Source organism: Corynebacterium sp. LaCa_282 (assembly GCF_057198125.1).
The window spans coordinates 1-19,772 of the sequence record NZ_CP191095.1 but is presented as its reverse complement, the minus strand read 5'-3'; the positions used below and the strand labels follow the sequence as shown (position 1 = coordinate 19,772).

Annotated in this window: 17 protein-coding genes, 3 tRNA genes and 1 pseudogene; 9 read left to right on the top strand and 12 right to left on the bottom strand. The window is 58.8% G+C overall.

Annotated features, from left to right (window positions below; genetic code table 11):
- The first annotated feature begins 129 nt into the window (after positions 1-129).
- The 3 genes from ACP8KU_RS00105 (at position 130) to ACP8KU_RS00095 (ending at position 1,702) form a co-directional block, all read left to right on the top strand.
- The gene (locus tag ACP8KU_RS00105) at positions 130-870 is read left to right on the top strand and encodes a hypothetical protein (RefSeq protein WP_023016419.1); all 741 of its coding nucleotides are present in this window, start codon (positions 130-132) and stop codon (positions 868-870) included.
- 119 nt (positions 871-989) lie between these two features.
- Positions 990-1,193 carry a hypothetical protein gene (locus ACP8KU_RS00100; protein ID WP_023016418.1) on the top strand — a complete coding sequence of 68 codons (204 nt, stop codon included), beginning with the start codon at positions 990-992 and terminating at the stop codon, positions 1,191-1,193.
- 35 nt (positions 1,194-1,228) lie between these two features.
- Positions 1,229-1,702: a GNAT family N-acetyltransferase gene (locus ACP8KU_RS00095; RefSeq protein ID WP_023016417.1), complete on the top strand. Its 474-nt coding sequence runs from the start codon at positions 1,229-1,231 to the stop codon at positions 1,700-1,702.
- 53 nt (positions 1,703-1,755) lie between these two features.
- Here the strand turns inward: ACP8KU_RS00095 and ACP8KU_RS00090 are convergent.
- Positions 1,756-1,828, bottom strand: a tRNA-Ala gene (locus ACP8KU_RS00090).
- 168 nt (positions 1,829-1,996) lie between these two features.
- Here ACP8KU_RS00090 and ACP8KU_RS00085 point away from each other — a divergent pair.
- Complete coding sequence (locus ACP8KU_RS00085; RefSeq protein ID WP_284631262.1) at positions 1,997-2,899, top strand: polysaccharide deacetylase family protein; 903 nt, start codon at positions 1,997-1,999, stop codon at positions 2,897-2,899.
- Positions 2,899-3,447: a DNA-3-methyladenine glycosylase gene (locus tag ACP8KU_RS00080; RefSeq protein WP_035108208.1), complete on the top strand. Its 549-nt coding sequence runs from the start codon at positions 2,899-2,901 to the stop codon at positions 3,445-3,447. The genes ACP8KU_RS00085 and ACP8KU_RS00080 overlap by 1 nt, the downstream gene beginning before the upstream one ends.
- Here the strand turns inward: ACP8KU_RS00080 and ACP8KU_RS00075 are convergent, their stop codons facing one another.
- The 6 genes and pseudogenes from ACP8KU_RS00075 to gyrA form a co-directional block, all read right to left on the bottom strand.
- Positions 3,448-3,933 (bottom strand): MarR family winged helix-turn-helix transcriptional regulator, encoded by a 486-nt coding sequence (locus ACP8KU_RS00075; protein WP_005276035.1) that lies wholly within the window; start codon positions 3,931-3,933, stop codon positions 3,448-3,450. It lies immediately after the preceding gene.
- 89 nt (positions 3,934-4,022) lie between these two features.
- Positions 4,023-6,165: pseudogene (locus ACP8KU_RS00070) on the bottom strand (heavy metal translocating P-type ATPase).
- Positions 6,166-6,394: 229 nt separating this feature from the next.
- Positions 6,395-6,467: transfer RNA gene (locus ACP8KU_RS00065), tRNA-Ala, on the bottom strand.
- A gap of 9 nt (positions 6,468-6,476) precedes the next feature.
- Positions 6,477-6,553: transfer RNA gene (locus ACP8KU_RS00060), tRNA-Ile, on the bottom strand.
- A 174-nt stretch (positions 6,554-6,727) separates the two neighbouring features.
- Positions 6,728-7,066, bottom strand: coding sequence for a DUF3566 domain-containing protein (locus tag ACP8KU_RS00055; protein WP_005276027.1), 339 nt, complete (start codon positions 7,064-7,066; stop codon positions 6,728-6,730).
- Between the two features lie 3 nt (positions 7,067-7,069).
- Positions 7,070-9,625: a DNA gyrase subunit A gene (gyrA, locus tag ACP8KU_RS00050; RefSeq protein ID WP_005276024.1), complete on the bottom strand. Its 2,556-nt coding sequence runs from the start codon at positions 9,623-9,625 to the stop codon at positions 7,070-7,072.
- 78 nt (positions 9,626-9,703) lie between these two features.
- Between gyrA and ACP8KU_RS00045 the strand changes: the two genes are divergently transcribed.
- The 4 genes from ACP8KU_RS00045 to ACP8KU_RS00030 are packed head-to-tail and all read left to right on the top strand — an operon-like array spanning position 9,704 to position 12,188.
- Positions 9,704-9,925 carry a CopG family transcriptional regulator gene (locus ACP8KU_RS00045; protein WP_237799791.1) on the top strand — a complete coding sequence of 74 codons (222 nt, stop codon included), beginning with the start codon at positions 9,704-9,706 and terminating at the stop codon, positions 9,923-9,925.
- On the top strand, positions 9,922-10,179 hold the full coding sequence (locus ACP8KU_RS00040; RefSeq protein WP_237799792.1) for a cell filamentation protein Fic: 258 nt from the start codon (positions 9,922-9,924) through the stop codon (positions 10,177-10,179). Before ACP8KU_RS00045 ends, ACP8KU_RS00040 begins: the two co-directional genes overlap by 4 nt.
- Positions 10,180-10,190: 11 nt before the next feature.
- Positions 10,191-10,628 carry a DUF6918 family protein gene (locus tag ACP8KU_RS00035; RefSeq protein WP_481971785.1) on the top strand — a complete coding sequence of 146 codons (438 nt, stop codon included), beginning with the start codon at positions 10,191-10,193 and terminating at the stop codon, positions 10,626-10,628.
- 60 nt (positions 10,629-10,688) lie between these two features.
- Positions 10,689-12,188 carry an MFS transporter gene (locus tag ACP8KU_RS00030; RefSeq protein ID WP_484483789.1) on the top strand — a complete coding sequence of 500 codons (1,500 nt, stop codon included), beginning with the start codon at positions 10,689-10,691 and terminating at the stop codon, positions 12,186-12,188.
- Positions 12,189-12,277: 89 nt separating this feature from the next.
- Here the strand turns inward: ACP8KU_RS00030 and gyrB are convergent, their stop codons facing one another.
- The 5 genes from gyrB to dnaA form a co-directional block, all read right to left on the bottom strand.
- The gene (gene gyrB, locus ACP8KU_RS00025; protein ID WP_023028034.1) at positions 12,278-14,347 is read right to left on the bottom strand and encodes a DNA topoisomerase (ATP-hydrolyzing) subunit B; all 2,070 of its coding nucleotides are present in this window, start codon (positions 14,345-14,347) and stop codon (positions 12,278-12,280) included.
- A gap of 168 nt (positions 14,348-14,515) precedes the next feature.
- Positions 14,516-15,085 (bottom strand): DciA family protein, encoded by a 570-nt coding sequence (locus tag ACP8KU_RS00020; protein ID WP_005276009.1) that lies wholly within the window; start codon positions 15,083-15,085, stop codon positions 14,516-14,518.
- Positions 15,082-16,272 (bottom strand): DNA replication/repair protein RecF, encoded by a 1,191-nt coding sequence (gene recF, locus ACP8KU_RS00015; protein WP_023029772.1) that lies wholly within the window; start codon positions 16,270-16,272, stop codon positions 15,082-15,084. Before recF ends, ACP8KU_RS00020 begins: the two co-directional genes overlap by 4 nt.
- The gene (gene dnaN / locus ACP8KU_RS00010) at positions 16,272-17,453 is read right to left on the bottom strand and encodes a DNA polymerase III subunit beta (RefSeq protein WP_005276004.1); all 1,182 of its coding nucleotides are present in this window, start codon (positions 17,451-17,453) and stop codon (positions 16,272-16,274) included. Before dnaN ends, recF begins: the two co-directional genes overlap by 1 nt.
- A 618-nt stretch (positions 17,454-18,071) precedes the next feature.
- Entirely contained in the window at positions 18,072-19,772 is a 1,701-nt protein-coding gene (dnaA, locus tag ACP8KU_RS00005; RefSeq protein ID WP_023028031.1) for a chromosomal replication initiator protein DnaA, read from the bottom strand.

Here is a 19,772-nt window from a genome sequence, read left to right as displayed (position 1 = left end):
CCAAGCGGTCTATTTTATGGGTGATTCCACCCCCTGAATCACCCGCCAAAACAGTGGTGGGGTGCCAGGCTGGCCACTATGCTGGATGGGAAAGGACAGATAAATCTCATCTAAGGAGCACCTGCACTCATGAACCCCACCGCAGTGAATATGGCGTTGAAGACCGGTTCCAACCTGTGGAAGCAATTGCGCGATTACCGGCAAGAAAAGTCCCGCGAAACGTATACCGCGCTCGAAGAGGCTGCCCAGCAGATGCAAAAGGAAGACAATAGCGCCTTCGATGAGGCCCGCAAGCAGGCAGGCGCCGTAACCCAGGCCGCGCACTCCCGCCTAGAGCGCGCCCTAGAGGAATTCAATAACTACCGCGAGGACGCCGTCGAGCGTTTCGATGAGGCCAAGAAGGAAGCCACCAAGAAGGCAAAGAAGGCCCGCAAGCAAACCAAGAAGAAGGCCACCAAGGCTGCAAAGAAGCAGACCAAGAAGGACAAGAAGTCTTCCAAGTTCTGGACCGTTGCCGGAATCGTTGCCCTGCTCGCCGCGGCAACCGGTGCAATTTACGCTTGGCTGCGCTCCAATGACAAGCCTTCCCAGACCCCACCGCGCGTGGATGACTACCGCGGTGGCACCCAAAACACCGCCCCAGATTCCACCTTGGTCTACACCTCCACCAGCGAAGCTAAGCACGAAGCCGATTCGGACCTCGCCGAAGAGGGCGCTGTGCGCGATGAGGAGCTCTTGGGGTCCATCGATGAGCAGCTGGCTAAGCACCGCGAGGAAGAAGAGGCCGCCGCGGAGGAAGCGGATACCACCCGCATCACCGATGATCACCAGAGTGAAGGCAAGCACCGCCTGCAATCTGACGAGCAGTAGTTCCTTTCGCACCCCCGCGGCGGGGGTGCAGTAGGCGTTGCCTAGATCTCATTGCTTTGCCTAATCAAAAATCTCCTGCTTGAATTCACCCATTAAGGCTTTCTACAAGGAGATAAACAATGAACTTTGAGTCTCTCACCGTCAAGCTCAAAGACGGTTCAACGTACTATTTCCCCGCAGGCCCAGTAACCGATGATCCCTCCCCGCGCGTGGATAACCTCCGCTTTGCCATCGATAACGGCGCTACCTTCCGCTCCGTTGACGAATCCGGTGAAATGCGCGAGTTCAACGGCGCGGACGTGCATAACTATCACTTGGCTTAACTAGCCCGGCGGATTCTTCATATATCCTGGGGATTATGGAAATTCGCGCGACACAAGAATCCGATCGCACTTATATAGCTCGCCTCAACTTCCTGACCGATACCTTCGGTGATGAACGAGGCGAGCTTTCTTCCGGTTTTGCCGATGATTTTTCCTTTTACGTGGAAAATTGGGAGCCCAACCAGGGAGGTTTCATCGCTTGGGAGGACCTCGTGCCCGCCGGCGGGGTGTGGCTCAGTTGGGGTACCGAGGACAATCACGGTTACGGGTTCGTGGAACCGTCCATCCCAGAATTTGCCATCGCGGTAGAAAGCCGCTTTGCGGGCCAGGGCATTGCCACCGCGCTTATCGATGCCGCCATTTCCCTCGCCCAGACCCTCAAAGCGCCCGGTATTTCCCTGGCCGTCCACCCCGATAATCCGCGTGCGCAGAAGCTTTATGAACGCTTGGGATTCGAGCATGTGGGTGTGTACGCCGAGCATTACATCATGGTCAAGCGCTTTTTGTAACCCTATGCATGACTAAAGTCCGGATTCTTTAACCAGAATCCGGACTTTTCCTGTGGAGCATAGGAGAATCGAACTCCTGACCTTCTGCTTGCAAAGCAGATGCTCTACCAATTGAGCTAATGCCCCAGTGGCTTGTACTCTACTACTGCAGCCGCTCATTCCAAAAATGCCGAAGACACCGCGGCACAGTGATTTACTTCTATCACATTTATCACACGCGTTTAATCCATAATTCCCTTCGCAGTGGAGTAGGCTGGCTAATCGTGCCCATCTGTCCTCGTTCCTAGGAAAAGTATGCGTCGACTTCTTACCTCCGCGCTCACCGTACTCGCCACCGCTGCCCTTCCCGCCTGCGCCAATGCGCAATTCCTCGAAGGCACCCCGAAAGTAGCCGGATCCTCAGAACCTAATATCCAATCCGCGGTTTCTGAGATTCAGACCGATATTCAAAGCCACATCGACAACACCCGCGCGCAGGCACAGGATCTTGTTTCCTCAGTAGCACCACAAGACGAGCCACAGAATGAGGCTGCACCCGCACCGGATCCCCAAGCTGGAGCCGCACCGCAACCAGCCCCGCAGCCACAGGGCAACGGCGTCGATTGCCCGAATTGCGTGGCCCTTACCTTTGACGATGGCCCAAGCCCTTATACCAACCAGCTCTTGGATACCTTCAAGGCAAAAAACGCCCACGCCAGCTTCATGGTGCTAGCGGATCACGCCTACCAGTACCCCCAAGCGCTCCAGCGCATGCAGGCAGAAGGTCACACCATTGGCAATCACACCAAGACCCATCGCCAGCTCAACCAACTAGCTTACGGCGATATTGCCCAAGAAATAGACGCCGGCAATGCAGCGATCCGCAATGCCACCGGGCAGAATCCAAAGTGGCTGCGCCCGCCCTACGGTGCCACCAATGAGACGGTTGACCAGGTAGCCAGGGATAAGGGCTTGTCGCAGGCCCTATGGAACGTGGATACCTTGGACTGGAAGATCCGCGACTCGCAGCACGTCTGCAATGCCGCCGTCCAGGATGCTAACCCAGGTTCCATCGTCCTGATGCACGATATTCACCCGACCACCGTCAATGCGGCCGAGTGCATTATCGATGGCCTGCGCGCCAAGGGCTTGGAGCCGGTCAGCCTCGATGAGTTGCTGCGCACCCCGGTAGACGGAAAGCGCTACTACTCCCGTTAATGATTGATTTCTCCCGCACTGCTGATGTCGTAGCCCCGCAACTCCTTGGCTGCGTCATCACGCACGCTGGGGTGAGCATTCGCCTTACGGAGGTCGAGGCCTACTTGGGCACAGACGATGCCGCCGCCCATACCTTTCGTGGGAAAACCCCGCGCAATGCCGCCATGTTCGGCCCGCCCGGCCGGCTGTATGTGTATGCCTCTTACGGTATCCACCGCAATGTCAATATCGTGTGCGCGCCCGAAGGCGTGGGCCAAGGGTGCCTACTGCGCGGCGGTGAGGTGCTATCCGGGATCGATACCGCCTTTGCACGACGCGGCACCAGCGATTTTCATAACCTAGCCCGCGGCCCCGGGAACCTCGGAAAAGCTCTGGGAGCAACGCTGGAGGATAACCACCTGCCAGTGCAGCTTTCTGAGCGCGAGTCTGCACCGGAATGGGTGCGCGGCCCGCGCATTGGCATCTCCAAAAACCAGGATGCAGCCCTGCGGTTTTGGATTCCCTTTGATAAGACCGTCTCCGGCCGCCGCGGCTATCCCAAAAAATAATTAATAGCGGCCGCCATAGCGCTCGTCAGCTTCGATGGCTTTGATGATGCGCTCATTAATTTGGGTCATCTGATGAATCTGGGCGCGGGTCAGATTATCGATAACGGATCGGCGGGCCTGCTTGGCATGGCCTGGGGCGGTTTCTACTACCTTGTCCCAGCCGCTATCGGTGAGGTGCGCCATCGTCGTCCGCCCATCATTGGGGCAAGGACGCCGCACGACCCAACCCTGGCGCTCTAGGCGGGTGACAACTTGGCTCAGGCGGGACAGGGAGCCATTTGCGGTAATCGCAAGATCCCGCATGCGCATTTCATGGTTCTCAGCCTCTGATAGCCGTGAGAGCACCGTATATTCAAAGAAGCTTAGCTTGGCATCATCGCGCAGCTGCGCGTCTAGAATATTGGTGAGACGGACATTCACGCTCATCAGGGACATGAATGCTGCTAGTTCATCCTCTTCCAGCCAAAAGTCGTCCCGCTCGGTCATGAGGATTATTTTAGCAACTGGACTTCAATTCTAAAATAATCCCAAGTAGCCGGAGCCCGTCCCACTTATCCGAGCTTGGACTGATCCTCCTAGTGGCTAGTGGGTGCTAAGCGTGCTGGGTCCAATTCAATCCGGCGCAACAACTGCGCGTTGAATGCCACCACGATGGTCGAAAGCGACATCAATACCGCACCGGTCGCCGGGGAGAGCACGACACCGATGGGTGCGAGTACGCCTGCCGCCAAGGGCACGGCAATGATGTTGTAGCCAGATGCCCAAATAAGGTTTTGGATCATCTTGCGGTAGCTAGCGCGCGACAAGCTGATCATTGAAAGCACCGACCGCGGGTCATCGCTGGCGAGCACGACCTCGGCGGATTCCATGGCGACATCGGTACCGGCGCCAATGGCGATGCCGACTTCCGCGCGGGCCAAGGCTGGGGCGTCGTTGACGCCATCGCCAACCATGGCCACGGCCAGGCTGCGCTCCTGTAATTCGGTGACCTTGGAGTCCTTGTCCTGCGGCAGGACTTCGGCAAAGACCTCGTCAATACCCAGTTCTTCGCCAACGGCCTCGGCGACCTGCGTGGCATCGCCAGTGATCATCGCAACCTTGACGCCCTGCTCTTGGAGGGCCTGTACGGCCGCGCGGGATTCGGGACGAATCTTGTCTTCGACCGCGAGAGCGCCAATGATCTGACCATCGCGCACGACATGCAGGACACCTGCGCCGCGCTGGGACCACTCTTCAACCTGCGCATCGAACACCCCAGGGGTGGCAAGCTCCTAGCTCGCGCAGCATATTCGGTCCACCGACGAGGACCTCTGCCCCATCTACGGTGGCCTGGATTCCCCGGCCGGCGGCAGCACTGAAATCGGTGCTGTGCAGCTGCTCCTGGGATGCTTCCGCGTGGTCTTCGGCTGCCTTGACGATGGCGCGGGCCAACGGGTGTTCACTATCGGCCTCGGCCGCGGCGGCCACTGCTAGCAGCTGCCCCTCGCTGATGTCCTCAACGGTTGCGACACCGGTAACGGCATGAGCGCCTTCGGTTAGGGTGCCGGTCTTATCGAAGAGAACGGTGTCGATGGTGCGCATGCGCTCCAACGCCATACGTTCCTTGATGAGTACCCCAGACTGTGCGGCCTGCTCGGTAGAGATCGCAATGACCAGTGGGATAGCCAAACCGAGGGCGTGGGGGCAAGCGATGACGAGCACGGTAACGGTGCGTACCACGGCGTCGCTTGGGCTCCCGATAATGGCCCAGACCACCGCAGTAATGAGGGCTGCGATTAGCGCAAACCAGAAGAGCAACGCTGCGGCGCGATCGGCAAGAGCTTGAGCGCGGGAGGAGGATTCCTGCGCCTCGGCGACCATGCTTTGGATACCGCCCAGGGCCGTATCTCCTCCGATGGCTTCTACCTGGACGCGGACGGTGTTGTCGGTGGCCACCGTACCGGCGACCACGCGCTCACCTTTATCGCGGTAGACTGGGCGGGATTCACCGGTGATCATGGATTCATCGAATTCGGCTGAGCCTTTAACAATGGTGCCATCGGCAGGCGCCCGCGCTCCAGCGCGGACCAGTACTATGTCATCCACCGCCAGCTCAGAGACTGGCACGGTGTGGGCCTGCCCATCGATGATCTTCTCGGCTTCGTCAGGCAAAAGTTCTGCTAAGGCGTCCAAAGCGGAGGAGGCCGCGCCGAGTGCGCGCATCTCCAACCAGTGGCCCAGCAGCATAATGACGACCAGCAAGGCCAGCTCCCACCAGAAATCTAGGTCGAATCCTCCAATCCCCAAGGTGGTGACCCATGAGGCGACGAACGCCACGGTAATAGCCATGGCGATAAGCAGCATCATCCCGGGCTGGCGGGAGTTCAGTTCCGACCAGCCGCCTTGCAGGAACGGCGTGCCGCCATAGATGAAGATGATGGTGCCAAGCACCGGGGGAATCCAGGCTGAACCATTGAATTCGGGTACGCCGTAGCCGAGCAATTCTGCGACCATGGGGCTGAAGATGACGACCGGCACCGATAGCAGCAGCGACCACCAGAAGCGGCTGCGGAACATCGCCGCGTGATCGCCGTGACCGTGGCCATGCCCGTGCTCGTGACCGTGGTGGTCACCGTGAGAGTGCCCTTCGTGGCCGCCATGATCTGTGTGTTGCGTATGGTCCGCTTCCGCGGCCTGGTGAGCACCGGAATGCTTACCGTGTTGGTGAGAAGTACTCATAAAGTTCCTTTCTTCTCCTCCCTGCACCGAGAGGAGTCCTAGCGTCGGTGGAACACAGTGATGGTTACTCCCCCACCATATACCCCGGGGAGGTATATTTACAGGAACGAAAGGGGCCATTTTCGCATGAGAGGCGAAGTGGAGCTGCCGAGAAAGGCTCCCTACCTAATGGCACCGACCTGGACACACGAAAAAGTCCGGCTCCCTTAAGGAAACCGGACTGATGCTGTGGAGCATAGGAGAATCGAACTCCTGACCTTCTGCTTGCAAAGCAGATGCTCTACCAATTGAGCTAATGCCCCATTGTTCCGTGGTGGGCCTAGCTGGAATCGAACCAGCGACCTCATCGTTATCAGCGATGCGCTCTAACCGACTGAGCTATAGGCCCTTTAGCGGAACGAGATGTAACTTTACATACCACCCCGGAAAGAACACAAATCGGCAGCTCAAAGAGGTTTTTAAAGGCGCTCTTCGTGGGCCTAATGAGGACGCTACTTCGCGCTTAAAACTAGAAAAATGCCGGCAACGTGTGCTGCCGGCATTGTCTCTCACTCACAGTGGTCTAGATGTCCTCCAAGCTGACCTTTAGCCCGCCGAAGACATCCACGATGGCGTTATAGATCACGGCCATCAGCGGTGCGAGCAAGGTGAACAGGACGGCGAAAATAACGCCAATCAGCGCGCTGGCTGCGATCACCACGCCAAAGGTGACCTCAAAGCCGCCGCCGACGCCACCAACGAGGCTATTGACTGACTCCCATATGCCCACCTGGTGCAAACCGATGTACAGCAGGCACACGGCCAGCAACCACGCGATGAGTCCGACGAGTGACAGGGCCAGACCAACGCGAAACGCCGAGGTGGGCGAAATGTGGTGGATGGTTACGTCTCGTCGTTCCATGTCCTACTCCTCATCCTTGGAAGCATCGCTACCCTTGTGGTGCTCTTGCTGGACCTCATCGACGGTCTTTTCGCCCTTGGCCACAGCCTGCGCGTCTTCCTCACCATCTTCTTCAACATTGCGGTCGATGGCAAGCAATTCGACATCATCGGCAAGGTCAACCAAGCGCACGCCCATCGTGGCGCGCGAGGAAGGACGAATCTGGTTTACTTCGGTGCGAATGACCCCACCGGCGGAGGTAATGGCGAAGATTTCATCGTCTTTGTCAATGGAAATGGCGCCAATGAGCTTGCCGCGCTTCGGGGTGTACTTGAAGGTCATCACGCCCAAGCCACCGCGGCCCTGCGGGGTGTATTCCTCAATGGCGGTGCGCTTACCGTAGCCACCGGAGGTAGCAACGAGCAGGAACTCGCCATCGTGAACGACGGACATCGCCAGCAGCTGGTCATCGCCGCGGAAGCGCATGCCCTTCACACCGGCAGTAGCACGTCCCATGGGGCGTAGCTGGTCGTCATCGGCAGTAAAGCGGATTGCCTGGCCCTGCTCAGAGGTCAGCAGGATGTCATCGCCCTCAGAAACGAGCTGGGCACCGATGAGCGCATCGCCCTCATTGAGGTTGATGGCGATAAGCCCTGCGGAACGAGCGGACTCGTAATCGGTCAGGCGCGACTTCTTCACGCGGCCCTGCTGGGTGGCCAGAACCAGGTATGGCGCATCCTCGTAGGACTGGATCTGAATGACCTGGGCGATCTTTTCCTCCGGCTGGAATTCCAGCAGGTTGGCCACGTGCTGGCCGCGGGCAGCGCGGCCGCTCTCCGGCAGCTCGTAGGCCTTCAGGCGGTAGACGCGGCCAAAGTTGGTAAAGAACAGGATCCAGTCGTGCGTGGAGCAGACGAAGAAGTTTTTCACAATGTCATCTTGCTTGAGCTCCGCACCGCGCACGCCCTTGCCGCCACGCTTTTGTGACTTATAGGTATCGACCTTGGTGCGCTTGGCATAACCCGTAGCGGTGATGGTGACCACGACGTTTTCGCGGGCAATGAGGTCTTCATCGGTGACCTCGCCGGAGGCAGGCAGGATCTCGGTGCGGCGCTCGTCGCCGTACTTTTCGACGATCGCCTCCAGCTCATCGTGGACGATCTGGCGCTGGCGTTCCTCGTGGGCGAGGATGTGCTTGAGGTCTGCGATCTCCTCTTCGATTTCTGCCAGTTCATCGACGATCTTTTGACGTTCCAGGGCGGCCAGGCGGCGCAGCTGCATCGCGAGGATGGCATCGGCCTGGATATCGTCGACATCGAGAAGCTCCTTCAAGCCCTCGCGCGCCTCATCAACGGTGGGCGAACGGCGGATCAGGGCGATGACCTCATCCAACATATCCAGCGCCTTGACCAAGCCGCGCAAGATGTGCGCGCGCTTTTCGGCCTCATCCAGGCGGTACTGGGTGCGGCGAACGATGACCTCGATCTGGTGCGCAACATAATTGCTCAGCATCTGATCCAGGCGCAGGGTGCGCGGCACGCCATCGACGATGGAGAGCATGTTGGCGCCGAAGGAGGTCTGCAGCTGAGAGTGCTTGTACAGATTATTGAGCACCACGCGGGCAACAGCATCGCGCTTCAGGGTCACAACAATGCGCATGCCCACGCGGTCAGAGGACTCATCTTCGATCTTGGAAATGCCGGCGATCTTGCCGTTGGCTACGGACTCCGCGATATTGGAGATGAGGTTATCGGGGTTGACCTGGAACGGTAGTTCCGTAATCACGATGGTCTGCCGGGAGCCGGATTCCTCGATGGAGGTCACACCGCGCATGCGTATGGAGCCGCGGCCGGTGGTGTATGCATCCTTGATGCCCTGATCGCCCACGATGAGGCCGGCGGTGGGGAAATCCGGGCCCTTCACGCGTTCCATGCAGGCCGCGAGCGCGGCATCCTCGTCCGCGTCTGGGTTCTCCAGCAACCAATAGATGGCCGAAGCCAACTCATTGAGGTTATGCGGCGGGATATTGGTGGCCATGCCCACGGCAATTCCGCCGGAACCATTCATCAAAAGGTTAGGCACGCGGGACGGCAGGACGTCCGGCTCGCTGGTCTTGCCATCGTAGTTGGGCGAGAAATCCACGGTATTTTCGCGGATATCGCGAACCATTTCCATGGCCAACGGGGTGAGCTTGCACTCGGTATAACGCATTGCGGCGGGGCCGTCGTTACCGCGGGAACCGAAGTTACCCTGGCCATCGACAAGCGGATAGCGCATATTCCAAGACTGCGCCAAGCGCACCAACGTGTCATAGATGGCCGAGTCACCGTGTGGGTGGAATTGACCCATGGTGTCAGAAACGGGGCGAGCGGATTTCACGTAGCCGCGCTCAGGACGGTAGCCGGAATCGAACATGGCGTAAAGAATGCGGCGGTGCACCGGTTTTAGACCATCACGCACCTCAGGCAGCGCGCGGCCCACAATGACGGACATGGCGTAGTCGATATAGCTCGACTCCATCTCCTCATTAATGTCAATGGGAAAAATCCGATCAAAAAGATCGTCGTTATTGTCACTCATAAGGCCAAATTCTACCTTCTCCTGCCCTTATCGGCCTTATTTGCCACACGAGTGGTATCACTGTGGTATCACGGGGGTATGGCAATGACATTGCGGCTGACCGCAGAACAAGATCACGCCCTTACCCTCTTGGCTTCCGCGCAAGGGACCTCGAAGCACGAGGCCGTGGTGCGTGCCATCGTGGCGGCGGCCTCGCGCACGCTTGCCGATGCCCAAGTGCAAGCCACCGCCCGTGAACTTCTCCCCGGCCGCTCAGACCTAGAGGCCGAAATCCGCAGGGCACGAAAGACCCACGCATGAGCGCCGAACAGTTGTACCTGCTAGCCCAAGAGTTTTGTGCCCGCTTTCAGCTCCGCATCATCAACTATTCCGCCTTGGTAGCCGCTGCCGCTGCCAGCAGCGCGCGCCTTGAGGGCATCGCCATTCACGGCAATGAGCAACAGGCCGCAAAGGCCATGGCTGAGGTTTTAGAGAAGGTGCCAGCGTTAAATGCTGGAAATCAGACCTTCGCGCAGTACTGCGCCCGCGTCTATATGGCCACTAAATTCGCGTAAAGTATGGCACCATGTCTCACCTTTCTACCTTGATGCAAGGATCCACCCACACCGAGTTCATCGCCGCCTGCGGGGATCTCGTTGAAAAAGTCGCCGCCTCCCAATCCGGCATTTCTGGCATGGCCATTAAAGGCGGATTGGCCGCCGTCAAGAAGGCCGATGCCAACGTCGTCCCCAAGGCGCTGGAACGGATCCTGCCGGATGTCCTCGATGCCCTGGATCCGCGGTGGCAGGACTTTGCGGAAAGCGGGAAGGATGATTTCGGCGCCTTCCTTGAACCGCGCCAAGAAGAGGTCAGCGATGAAATTATGAATATCGCAGATAAGCACGTAGAAAAGGTGAACTCCGCCGCACTGCGCAAACCCTATAATTCCCTGCGTGGCAAGGCCACCAAGATCTTAAGCCCGGAAGTTCCTGCATTCGGCCGCATAGTACAAAAGCACATGTAAATAAATAGTTTCCACCGGTTTTCCTGCGGTTGAAGGTTTTCTGGACTGCGGAGTATAAGTGTGGAAGTGACTTATTCCCCGCATCATAAATCGTCGGCATCAGAAGCAAACCGTACCGACTACCCCGCCGGCCAAGACCCCGCCCGCTGGCGGGTTCTTATTATTGTGCTGGTCACGGTGTTTATGTCACTGATTAGCGTGTCCATCGTGAACGTGGCGCTGCCGTCGATTCAGTCTGGGCTTGGTGCCACGGATTCGGATGTGCAATGGGTGCTGTCTGGTTATGCGCTTACCTTCGGCGTGGTCCTCGTCGCCGCAGGGCGCGCCGGCGATCTCGTGGGGCGCGGGGGCATCTTCCTGCTCGGCATCGCCGTCTACACCATCAGCGCCGCCGTGGCGGGTTTCGCGCCGAATGCGCATTCTCTGAATATCGCGCGTTTTGTGCAGGGTGTTGGCGCCGGATTGCTGAACCCTCAGGGAGTGGGAATGATTCAGCAATACTTCCGCGGGGAAGAGCGCGGCCGCGCCTTTGGATACTTTGGTGCCACCGTGGGAATCGCCGTGGCCATCGGCCCGGTCTTAGGCGGCTTCCTCATTAAGATCGGCGGCCCTGACCACGGGTGGCGGCTGACCATGTTGGTCAATGCCCCGATCGGCCTGCTGGCCATCATCCTGGGCCTCATGTGGTTCCCACGCCCGCTGTTTTCCCGCGTCCGCGATGCCGCGGGCAATAAGCTGGGCATCTTCAAGGCGCTGGCCACCCTGGATCCCATCGGCGCGCTCATTCTCGGTGCCGCGGTATGGTGCATCCTCTTTCCCTTCATGGACTCCACGGGGTCCCCGGCCGTGTGGTGGCTGCTTCTGGCAGGTGCCGTGCTTATTGGCGTGTGGGTGCTGTGGGAGCGCCACCACAAGGCCACCGGCCACCCGCCGATGGTGGATCTCAATATCTTTGCCACCTCGAGCTTCCGCAATGGCACCATCATCGCCACGTTGTGGTTTATGGGCATTACCAGCATCTGGGTGCTCGTTGCGTTGTACTTCCAAAATGGCCTGGGCTACTCCGCCCTGGCAGCCGGCTCGGTGGGCATTCCATCCGCGCTTCTCAACTCCATTACCGCTACCATCGCGGGCCGCAAGATCTCGCGGTACGGGCGCATAGTGGTCATCATCGGCATGCTGACCACAATCTTTGGCCTCATCGCCACGGTGGCATTCGTCTGGGGCACCACGCACTGGGGAATAAGCGAATGGTGGCTCATCCTCTCCTTGGCATTTATCGGGCTTGGCCAGGGTGCCGTGGTCTCGCCTAACCAAACCCTGACCTTGGCGCAGGTCCCAGATAACTACGCCGGTTCCTCCGGCGCGGTCCTGCAAACCGGCCAGCGCATCGGCACCGCCATTGGCTTGGCCATCATTACCGCCATCGTCTTTGCCATGCTCCAAAGCACCTCCGGAGATTGGCCCGTTTCGATCATGACCGGTTTTGGCGTCATCATCGCCGTCTGCTTGGTGTCCTTGAGCTTTGGGTTTGCTGATCAGCGCTCTTCCCGCAGCTAACCTCACCCCATAGTTAGAGCCCACCGTGGAATTATTCACGGTGGGCTCTATTGCTCTAGGCACTGCACGCACAGGGCTAGGCCAGCGATTTAGATATCCAGGAAGCGGACATCCTTCGCGCGGCGGGTAATGAAGGAGCGGCGGGCGGCCACGTCATCACCCATGAGGATGGAGAACAACTCATCAGCGCGCTGTGCGTCTTCCAGGTCCACGCGGCGCAACAGGCGCGTGGAGGGATCCAGGGTGGTCTCCCAGAGCTCGGAGGCGTTCATCTCGCCCAAGCCCTTGTAGCGCTGGATGCCGTCATCCTTGTTGATCTTGCGGTTTTGCTCCAGGCCTTCTGCCAACAGCTTATCGCGCTCGTCATCAGAGAAGGCGTAGCCAGGCGTGCCCTTGGACCACTTCAGCTTGTAGAGCGGCGGGTTAGCCAAGTACACGTGGCCATCCTCAACCAACTGCGGCATAAAGCGGAAGAGCAGGGTCAACAGCAGCGTGGCGATGTGCTGGCCGTCCACGTCGGCATCGGCCATCAGCACGATCTTGTCGTACCGCAGCTTCTTGATATCGAATTCCTCGTGGATGCCTGTGCCCAGCGCGGTGATGATGGCCTGGACCTCGGCGTTCTTTAGGACCTTATCCATGCGGGCCTTTTCCACGTTCAGGATCTTGCCGCGCAGGGGCAAGATGGCCTGGAACATGGAGTCACGGCCGGCCTTCGCGGAACCGCCCGCAGAGTCACCCTCCACGATATAAAGCTCCGAACTCCGCGGATCCTTAGAGCGGCAATCCGCAAGCTTGCCGGGCAGTCCGCCTAAGTCGGTGGCGGACTTGCGGCGCACCATCTCGCGCGCCTTGCGCGCTGCCATGCGGGCATGCGCCGAGGAGACGGCCTTATTGATAATGGCCTTTGCCTCTGCCGGGTTGGCATCAAACCAGTCGTTGACGTATTCGTTGACCGAGCGCTGTACAAAGCCCTTGATCTCGGAGTTGCCCAGCTTAGTCTTGGTCTGGCCCTCGAACTGCGGGTCGCCCACCTTGACCGAAATGACGGCGGCCAAGCCTTCGCGGCAGTCATCGCCAGAAAGGTTGCCGTCCTTGTCCTTGATGAGCTTGTGCTCCTTGGCATAGCGGTTCATCAAGGAGGTCAAAGCTGCGCGGAAGCCCTCTTCGTGCGTGCCGCCCTCGTGGGTATTGATGGTATTGGCAAAGGTGTGCACGGACTGCTTGTAGCCCTGGTTCCACTGCAAGGCCACCTCGACCTCGTGGTCCTCGCCTTTAGCCTCGAAGGACACGATGGTGGGGTGAATTGCGCTCTTGGACTTATTGAGGAATTTTACGTAGTCCGTCAGGCCCTCCGGGTAGTGGAAGGTGATCTTCTTGCGGCGCTTCTTATCGGCCTTGGTGACGTTCTTGGAGTCGGCTTCCTCGTTGAATGTATCGCCGGCATCTGGCACATCATCAAAGGAGGTCTCATCCGCGCTCGCCTCACCGGATTCCGCATCGGCGATTTCCTCGAGCTCGATCTGCTCTTGGGTCACGCGTTCATCAATAAGCTCGATGGTCAGGCCCTTGTTCAAGAAGGCCATCTCCTGCAGGCGGCGCGCAATGGTGTCGTAATCGAACTCGGTGGTTTCAAAGATCTCCGGGTCCGCCCAGAAGCGAATTTTGGTACCCGTGCCGCGGGCGTTGCCGCCTTCTACAAGGTCATCCGGGATGGCGTTCTGGAAGTTTTGGTACCAGTGCTTACCCTCACGCTTGATCTCCGCCTCCACGCGGGTGGACAAGGCGTTGACCACGGAAATGCCGACGCCGTGCAAACCGCCGGAAACGGCATAGGAATCGGAGTCGAATTTACCGCCGGCGTGCAGCTGCGTCATGACCACCTGGACGGTCGGGGCACCGGAGGCGTGCATCTCCACCGGGATACCGCGGCCATTATCGATGACCTCGACGCCGCCATCTTCCAAGAGCTTGACGGTAACCTTATCTGCGAAGCCTGCCATGGCCTCATCGACGGAGTTATCGACGATCTCCCAGATAAGGTGGTGCAAACCGCGCGATCCGGTAGAACCGATGTACATACCGGGGCGCTTGCGGACGGCCTCTAGACCTTCCAGGATCGTAATTGATCCAGCATCATATGCGTGTTCTTCAGCCACGGATTCGTGCTCTCCTTTTGGCTATAGCTGATTCTAAGACTTTCACTATTCTACACGCATACCCCCTACTGAATGACACCCCACACCGGCCAGAGGTAGCTATGTGGCGCGCTCTGTGGTTATTTATCTTTTAAACGGCAGAGCTAACCTGCGCCTATCAGCCACTTATCAGCCGTAGGTATCTTGCGATCCTTGCGGCTTCACCCACTGCCGCCCCTCGTAATTGCGCTGCTGCCGCGGGCCATGGATCCGCAGCTCAGCGATGACATCGGGGCCGAGCCGGTCCGCAATTTTGCGCAGGATTTCCCGCTGCAGGTAGCGCAGTTCCGTGGCCCAAGTGGAGTTATCGCAGGAAATATAGACGATCTTGTCCTTGATTTTTTGCGGCTGCGTATGGGCGGCAATGCGCTCGCCCACCAGGCTTTCCCAATTCCCCATCACCCAGCCGTGCGCTAATTCATGCTCCCAGCCGCGGTGGGAAATCTCCTTTTTAATCTGTGCGCCCAGGCTCGGCACATCAATCTTTCGCCGCGGCCTCCTGCCATCGGCGCCGGTAGGCCTGCCCACCTGGTAGCCGCGATAGTTCTGCTGTTGGGCATCCGCCAAGGAGGGCACCGGCATCTTCGGCACTGGGCGCGTAAGCTTTGGCGGATTCTTCGAGGTAGAGCGCACCAACCGGAAGTATTGGGTAACGGGATCCGTGCGCTGCGTGCCGGTGTCCCCTTCTTCCTCACTCATGCTTCTTCCTCGCTAGCCTCTCCTGCTGTTGCTTCCGTGTGCAGGGTGGAAATGCGCCCCTGGTCCGTATCTTCCACTCCTACCCGGTAACGCACGATGGGCTCCAGGTTATCCGGTAAATCCTCATCCACCGCGGCGGTAATTAGCACCTGTTCTGCCGTGGCGGCGAGGTGAACCAGCTGGGTGCGGCGCTTGGCATCGAGCTCGGCAAAGACGTCATCCAAGATGAGGACCGGATCTGATCCCCCTTCTTCGCGCAGGAGCTCAAACTCCGCCAAGCGCAGGGCGATGGCATAAGACCAGGTTTCGCCGTGGCTGGCAAAACCCTTGGCCGGCTGATCCCCCAGGTGGAGCACGAGATCATCGCGGTGCGGGCCCACCAGAGAGATGCCGCGCTCGATCTCGCGCTGCCGGGCAGAGGCCAGCTCGGTCAGCATGACGGCCTCCAGCACCTCGCGGTCAGAGGTATCGATGGTGGATTTATACTCCACGTGCGCAGGCCGCGACTCCGGCGCGAGGCCGGCATAGGCGGCGGGAATGTGGTCCAAGAGGGCATCGACAAGCGCAAGGCGCGCCGCAATGACCTGTGCGCCTAAGCGTGCGAGCTGGGCATCCCACGTATCCAGCGTGGACAGCGCCGAGGCGCCGTCGCTATCGCCATAGCCGCGCCGCAAGCTTGCCGATGCCGACTTCAACAACGCATTGCGCTGCTTTAATACCTTGTCATAATCCGCCTTAACCCCAGCTAGGCGCGGGGTGCGCGAGGCGATGATGCTATCGAGATACGCGCGGCGCCCCGCGGGCTCACCGCGCACCAAAGCCAAATCCTCAGGGGAAAACAGCACCGTTTTCACCACGCCGAGCAACTCGCGCGGGCTGCGCAGCCTCGTGCGGTTAATCTGCGCCTGGTTGGCGGCGTGGGGTTTTATCAGCAGGTGGGTGGTTAATTCGCGCCCCTGATTGACGGCAGTAAGGGACACCCGCGCGCTCTGCGCGCCCTGGCGCACCAGCGGCGAATCATGGGAGACGCGGTGGGAAGACAGGTGGGCGGTATAGCCCACGGCTTCCACGATATTGGTCTTGCCAAAGCCATTGCGGCCCACAAACAGAGTAATCCCTGGGCCCAGCTCAAGCTTTAGTTCGGGCCATGAGCGAAAATCCCGAACATCGAGATCCCGTATAAACATTAACCTGGCAGACGAACCGGCATTAAGAGGTAGGTGAAGTTGGTCTGTGGCGTGGGGAAATTGCCATCCTCATCGGCTTCCGGCAGCTCTTCTGGCTCCGGGATCATGATGGCGGGGCGGGAAGGCTCCGTAAACCCAAAGACCACGCGATCGGTGTTGATGACCGCCAGGCCGTCCTTCAGATAGCCCGGGTTGAAGGCGATGAGGAATTCATCGCGGCCATGGAACGCGCACGGCAGCGTCTCGGTGGCATTACCAGCATCGGCACCGGCGGACAGGGTGACCTGGCCATCGGCAAATTCCATGCGGATCTGCGCATTGCGGTCCGTCAGCAGGGAAACGCGGCGAATGGCCTCTTGCAACGGCGCTACCTCAACGGAGGCAATATTCGTGTGCGACTTCGGAAGCAGGGGCTGAACGTTTGGGAAATCCGCATCCAACATGCGCGTAGTGGTTTCTCGGTTATCCGCGTGCAGGCCAAATAGGCCATCGGCGCCGATATTATCGCCGGAGCCCACCGCAATCTCGATGGGGATATTCAAATGCGGATCCAGGCTGCGCCCGGTATCTTGCAGGGTCTTTGCTGGGACTAGGAGCTTAGCTTCAACGTCCTCAGCAGCCGGTTCCCACTCTAGGGTGCGCATGGCCAAGCGGAAGCGGTCCGTAGCCGTCATCTCGATATCCTTGCCGTGGATATCCATGTGCACGCCAGTGAGCATGGGCAAGGTGTCATCCTTGCCGGCTGCGGCCGCAACCTGCTGGATCGCTTCTGCGAAGAGCTGCGGTTGGATCGTGCCGGTGACCTCAGGCAATACCGGCAATTGCGGGTAATCATCGAGCGGGATGAGCGGTAGCTCGAAGCGGGAGGACCCACAAGTAACCAAAGCCTTGGAATCTACCTGAGAGATCTCAACTTCCTTATTGGGCAAGGTAGCCACGATATCGGAAAGCAACTTACCGGCAACAGCGATCTGGCCGGGCTCATCCACCATGCCGGCGATGCGCACCTTGGTAGAAACCTCGTAATCAAAGCCGGTGAACTCTAAGCCGTTGTCATCAGCGGTGATGAGCATTGCGCGCAGTACCGGCTGGGTGACCTTGGAAGGCAGGCTGCGGGCAACCCACGCTACGGCGTTGGCAAGGTCATCTTTGGCAACGCGAAATGACACGGCTTCATCCATGGTGCGAAGAGCTCCTCTTTGGCGGGGTAGGAATGTGTAACTTTCAAAAGCTGGCTTCCAACTTACCGCATCCGGTGAACCTTGTAATTTTCCCTCCGCCCGTCCGAGCCAGCGCCGCGTGCTCGGCGCCGGGCACAATTTCACACATCCCCTTTCTACTTACAAGATCAGAGAAATAATTTAGTAGTAGTAATAAGCGCTGTGGGATCTGTGATCAACGGGGTAAATGACAAGTTCAGCGCAGCGATCCGGGGTGTGCCAATTCTTGTGATCTTGCTGTGATCAACCGGCCCGGAGTGTGGATAAATTGGCGGGTCATCGTTTTATCCACAGCCTGCACTAGTTTTCCACGGATCTGCACACAGTGCTGATCACAGGGGCGTCCGTGCTGGATAGGGCCTGTGGAATTTAAAAATGTGAGCAAAATCTACAAATTACATCCATGAAATTACACAGGTGTGGATAACTCTGTGGATAGCTGTTTATGCGGTCTTTGCAGGGACATAACCGCTGGTAGGCGGTGGTGGAAGGTGGGGGCATCGGCAAGCGCGGCGCCTGCTTACAAAAATGGCGCCTTCCTGTTATTTAAGGAAGACGCCACCGGGTGGTTCGTTTGATCTAGGCGCGACCGCGATTCTTGATGCGCTGGGTCAGGGACTGAATCTCGTCGTAGGTATTGCGCTTTTCCGTCATCTCTTTGCGGATCTTGCGATCGGCATAGATCACCGTGGTGTGGTCCTTGCCGCCGAATTGCTCGCCAATCTTGGGCAGCGATAGCTCGGTCAATTCGCGGCAGAGGTACATCGCCAGCTGGCGGGCGTGGGCCACCGCGCGCTTCTTGCCAGCACCGCGCAGAGTTTCTACATCAATATCGAAGTATTCCGCGGTGACCTCCATGATGGAGGCCGCGGTAATTTGCCGGTCAGCAGAATCCGGCGCGAGATCGCGCAACGCAATTTCTGCCATTTCCACGTTGATCGGCTCATTGACCAGGGAGGAGTAGGCGGAGACGCGAATGAGAGCGCCCTCGAGCTCGCGGATGGAAGACTCGAAGCGCGAGGCGATGAGCTCCAGGACGGAGCGATCCACCTCAGTGCCATCGGCGGCGGCCTTCTTCATCAAAATGGCGATGCGGGTTTCCAGGTCAGGCGGTTGAATATCTGTAATCAGCCCGCCCTCAAAGCGCGTGCGCAGGCGGTCTTCCAGCGTGGTGAGCTGTTTTGGCGGCCGGTCCGAGGACAAAATGATCTGTTTATTGGCCTGGTGCAGCGCATTGAAGGTGTGGAAGAACTCCTCCTGCGTGGATTCCTTGCCCTCTAAGAACTGGATGTCATCCACCATCAAAATATCGAGGTTGCGGTAGCGCCGCTTGAAGGATTCCTGGCGGTCATCGCGCAAGGAATTAATATAGTCATTCGTAAATTCTTCCGAGGACACGTATTTCACGCGCAACCCTGGGTGTAGCACCTGTGCGTAGTTGCCGGCGGCATGCAAAAGGTGCGTTTTACCCAGTCCAGAACCGCCCCAGATAAATAGCGGGTTATAGGCGCGGGCGGGATTTTCCGCCACCGCTACTGCCGCGCCATTGGCAAAACGATTCGAAGAACCGATGACGAAGCTTTCAAAAGTGTGCTTCGGGTTCAGCGAGGTTTCCCGGTTGGGATCGTGCGCCGGGGCCTCCCGCGGAATGCGCGCGGCATTCGCAGATCCGCCAAATTCTGGTTGCTGGCGGTTATAGTCCTGCTGGCTGGTATAGTGCTCCGCCAATTCATCCAGGCTTGCCGGGGCATGGCTGGACCGCCAATTAGGCGGGGTCTGACCTGCGGTGGAGTTGTTGTTTCCGCGGGCTGCCGACGCATCCGTTTGCTGGGGGCGAGAGACGTAACTTTGCGCGGAGGAAGAATCGGTCTGCGCCGGTGGCATGTGCTGCGCTTGCGGGTTGGGTTGGGAGGAAGGGGTCTGCGTGCTTGCCGATGCCCCTCCCGGTGCCGGCCCCGAATTCGATCCGCTCGCGGGCGGTTGTGGCTCTTGCGGGGTAGCCAGGGTGACGGCGAAGGAACACGGGCGACCGAGGTGGCGGGTAAGGGCCTTGGAGATGTATCCGCCGAGTTCATTTTCTACAACTTCTTTGGCGTTGACATTTTCTGCTGCGACAAGCGTGTAGCCTTCCACCATCATGATCGGGCGAACCAACTGCAGGTAGAGGCGTTGCGTATGCGAAAAGCTCGGGACCTCAGAGTTGGGCTGTTCGGATTGCGCGAGCAGATCATCGACGATCGCGCGCCACACAGCTTCTAGGTTCGCTTGTGGTTCAGTCAC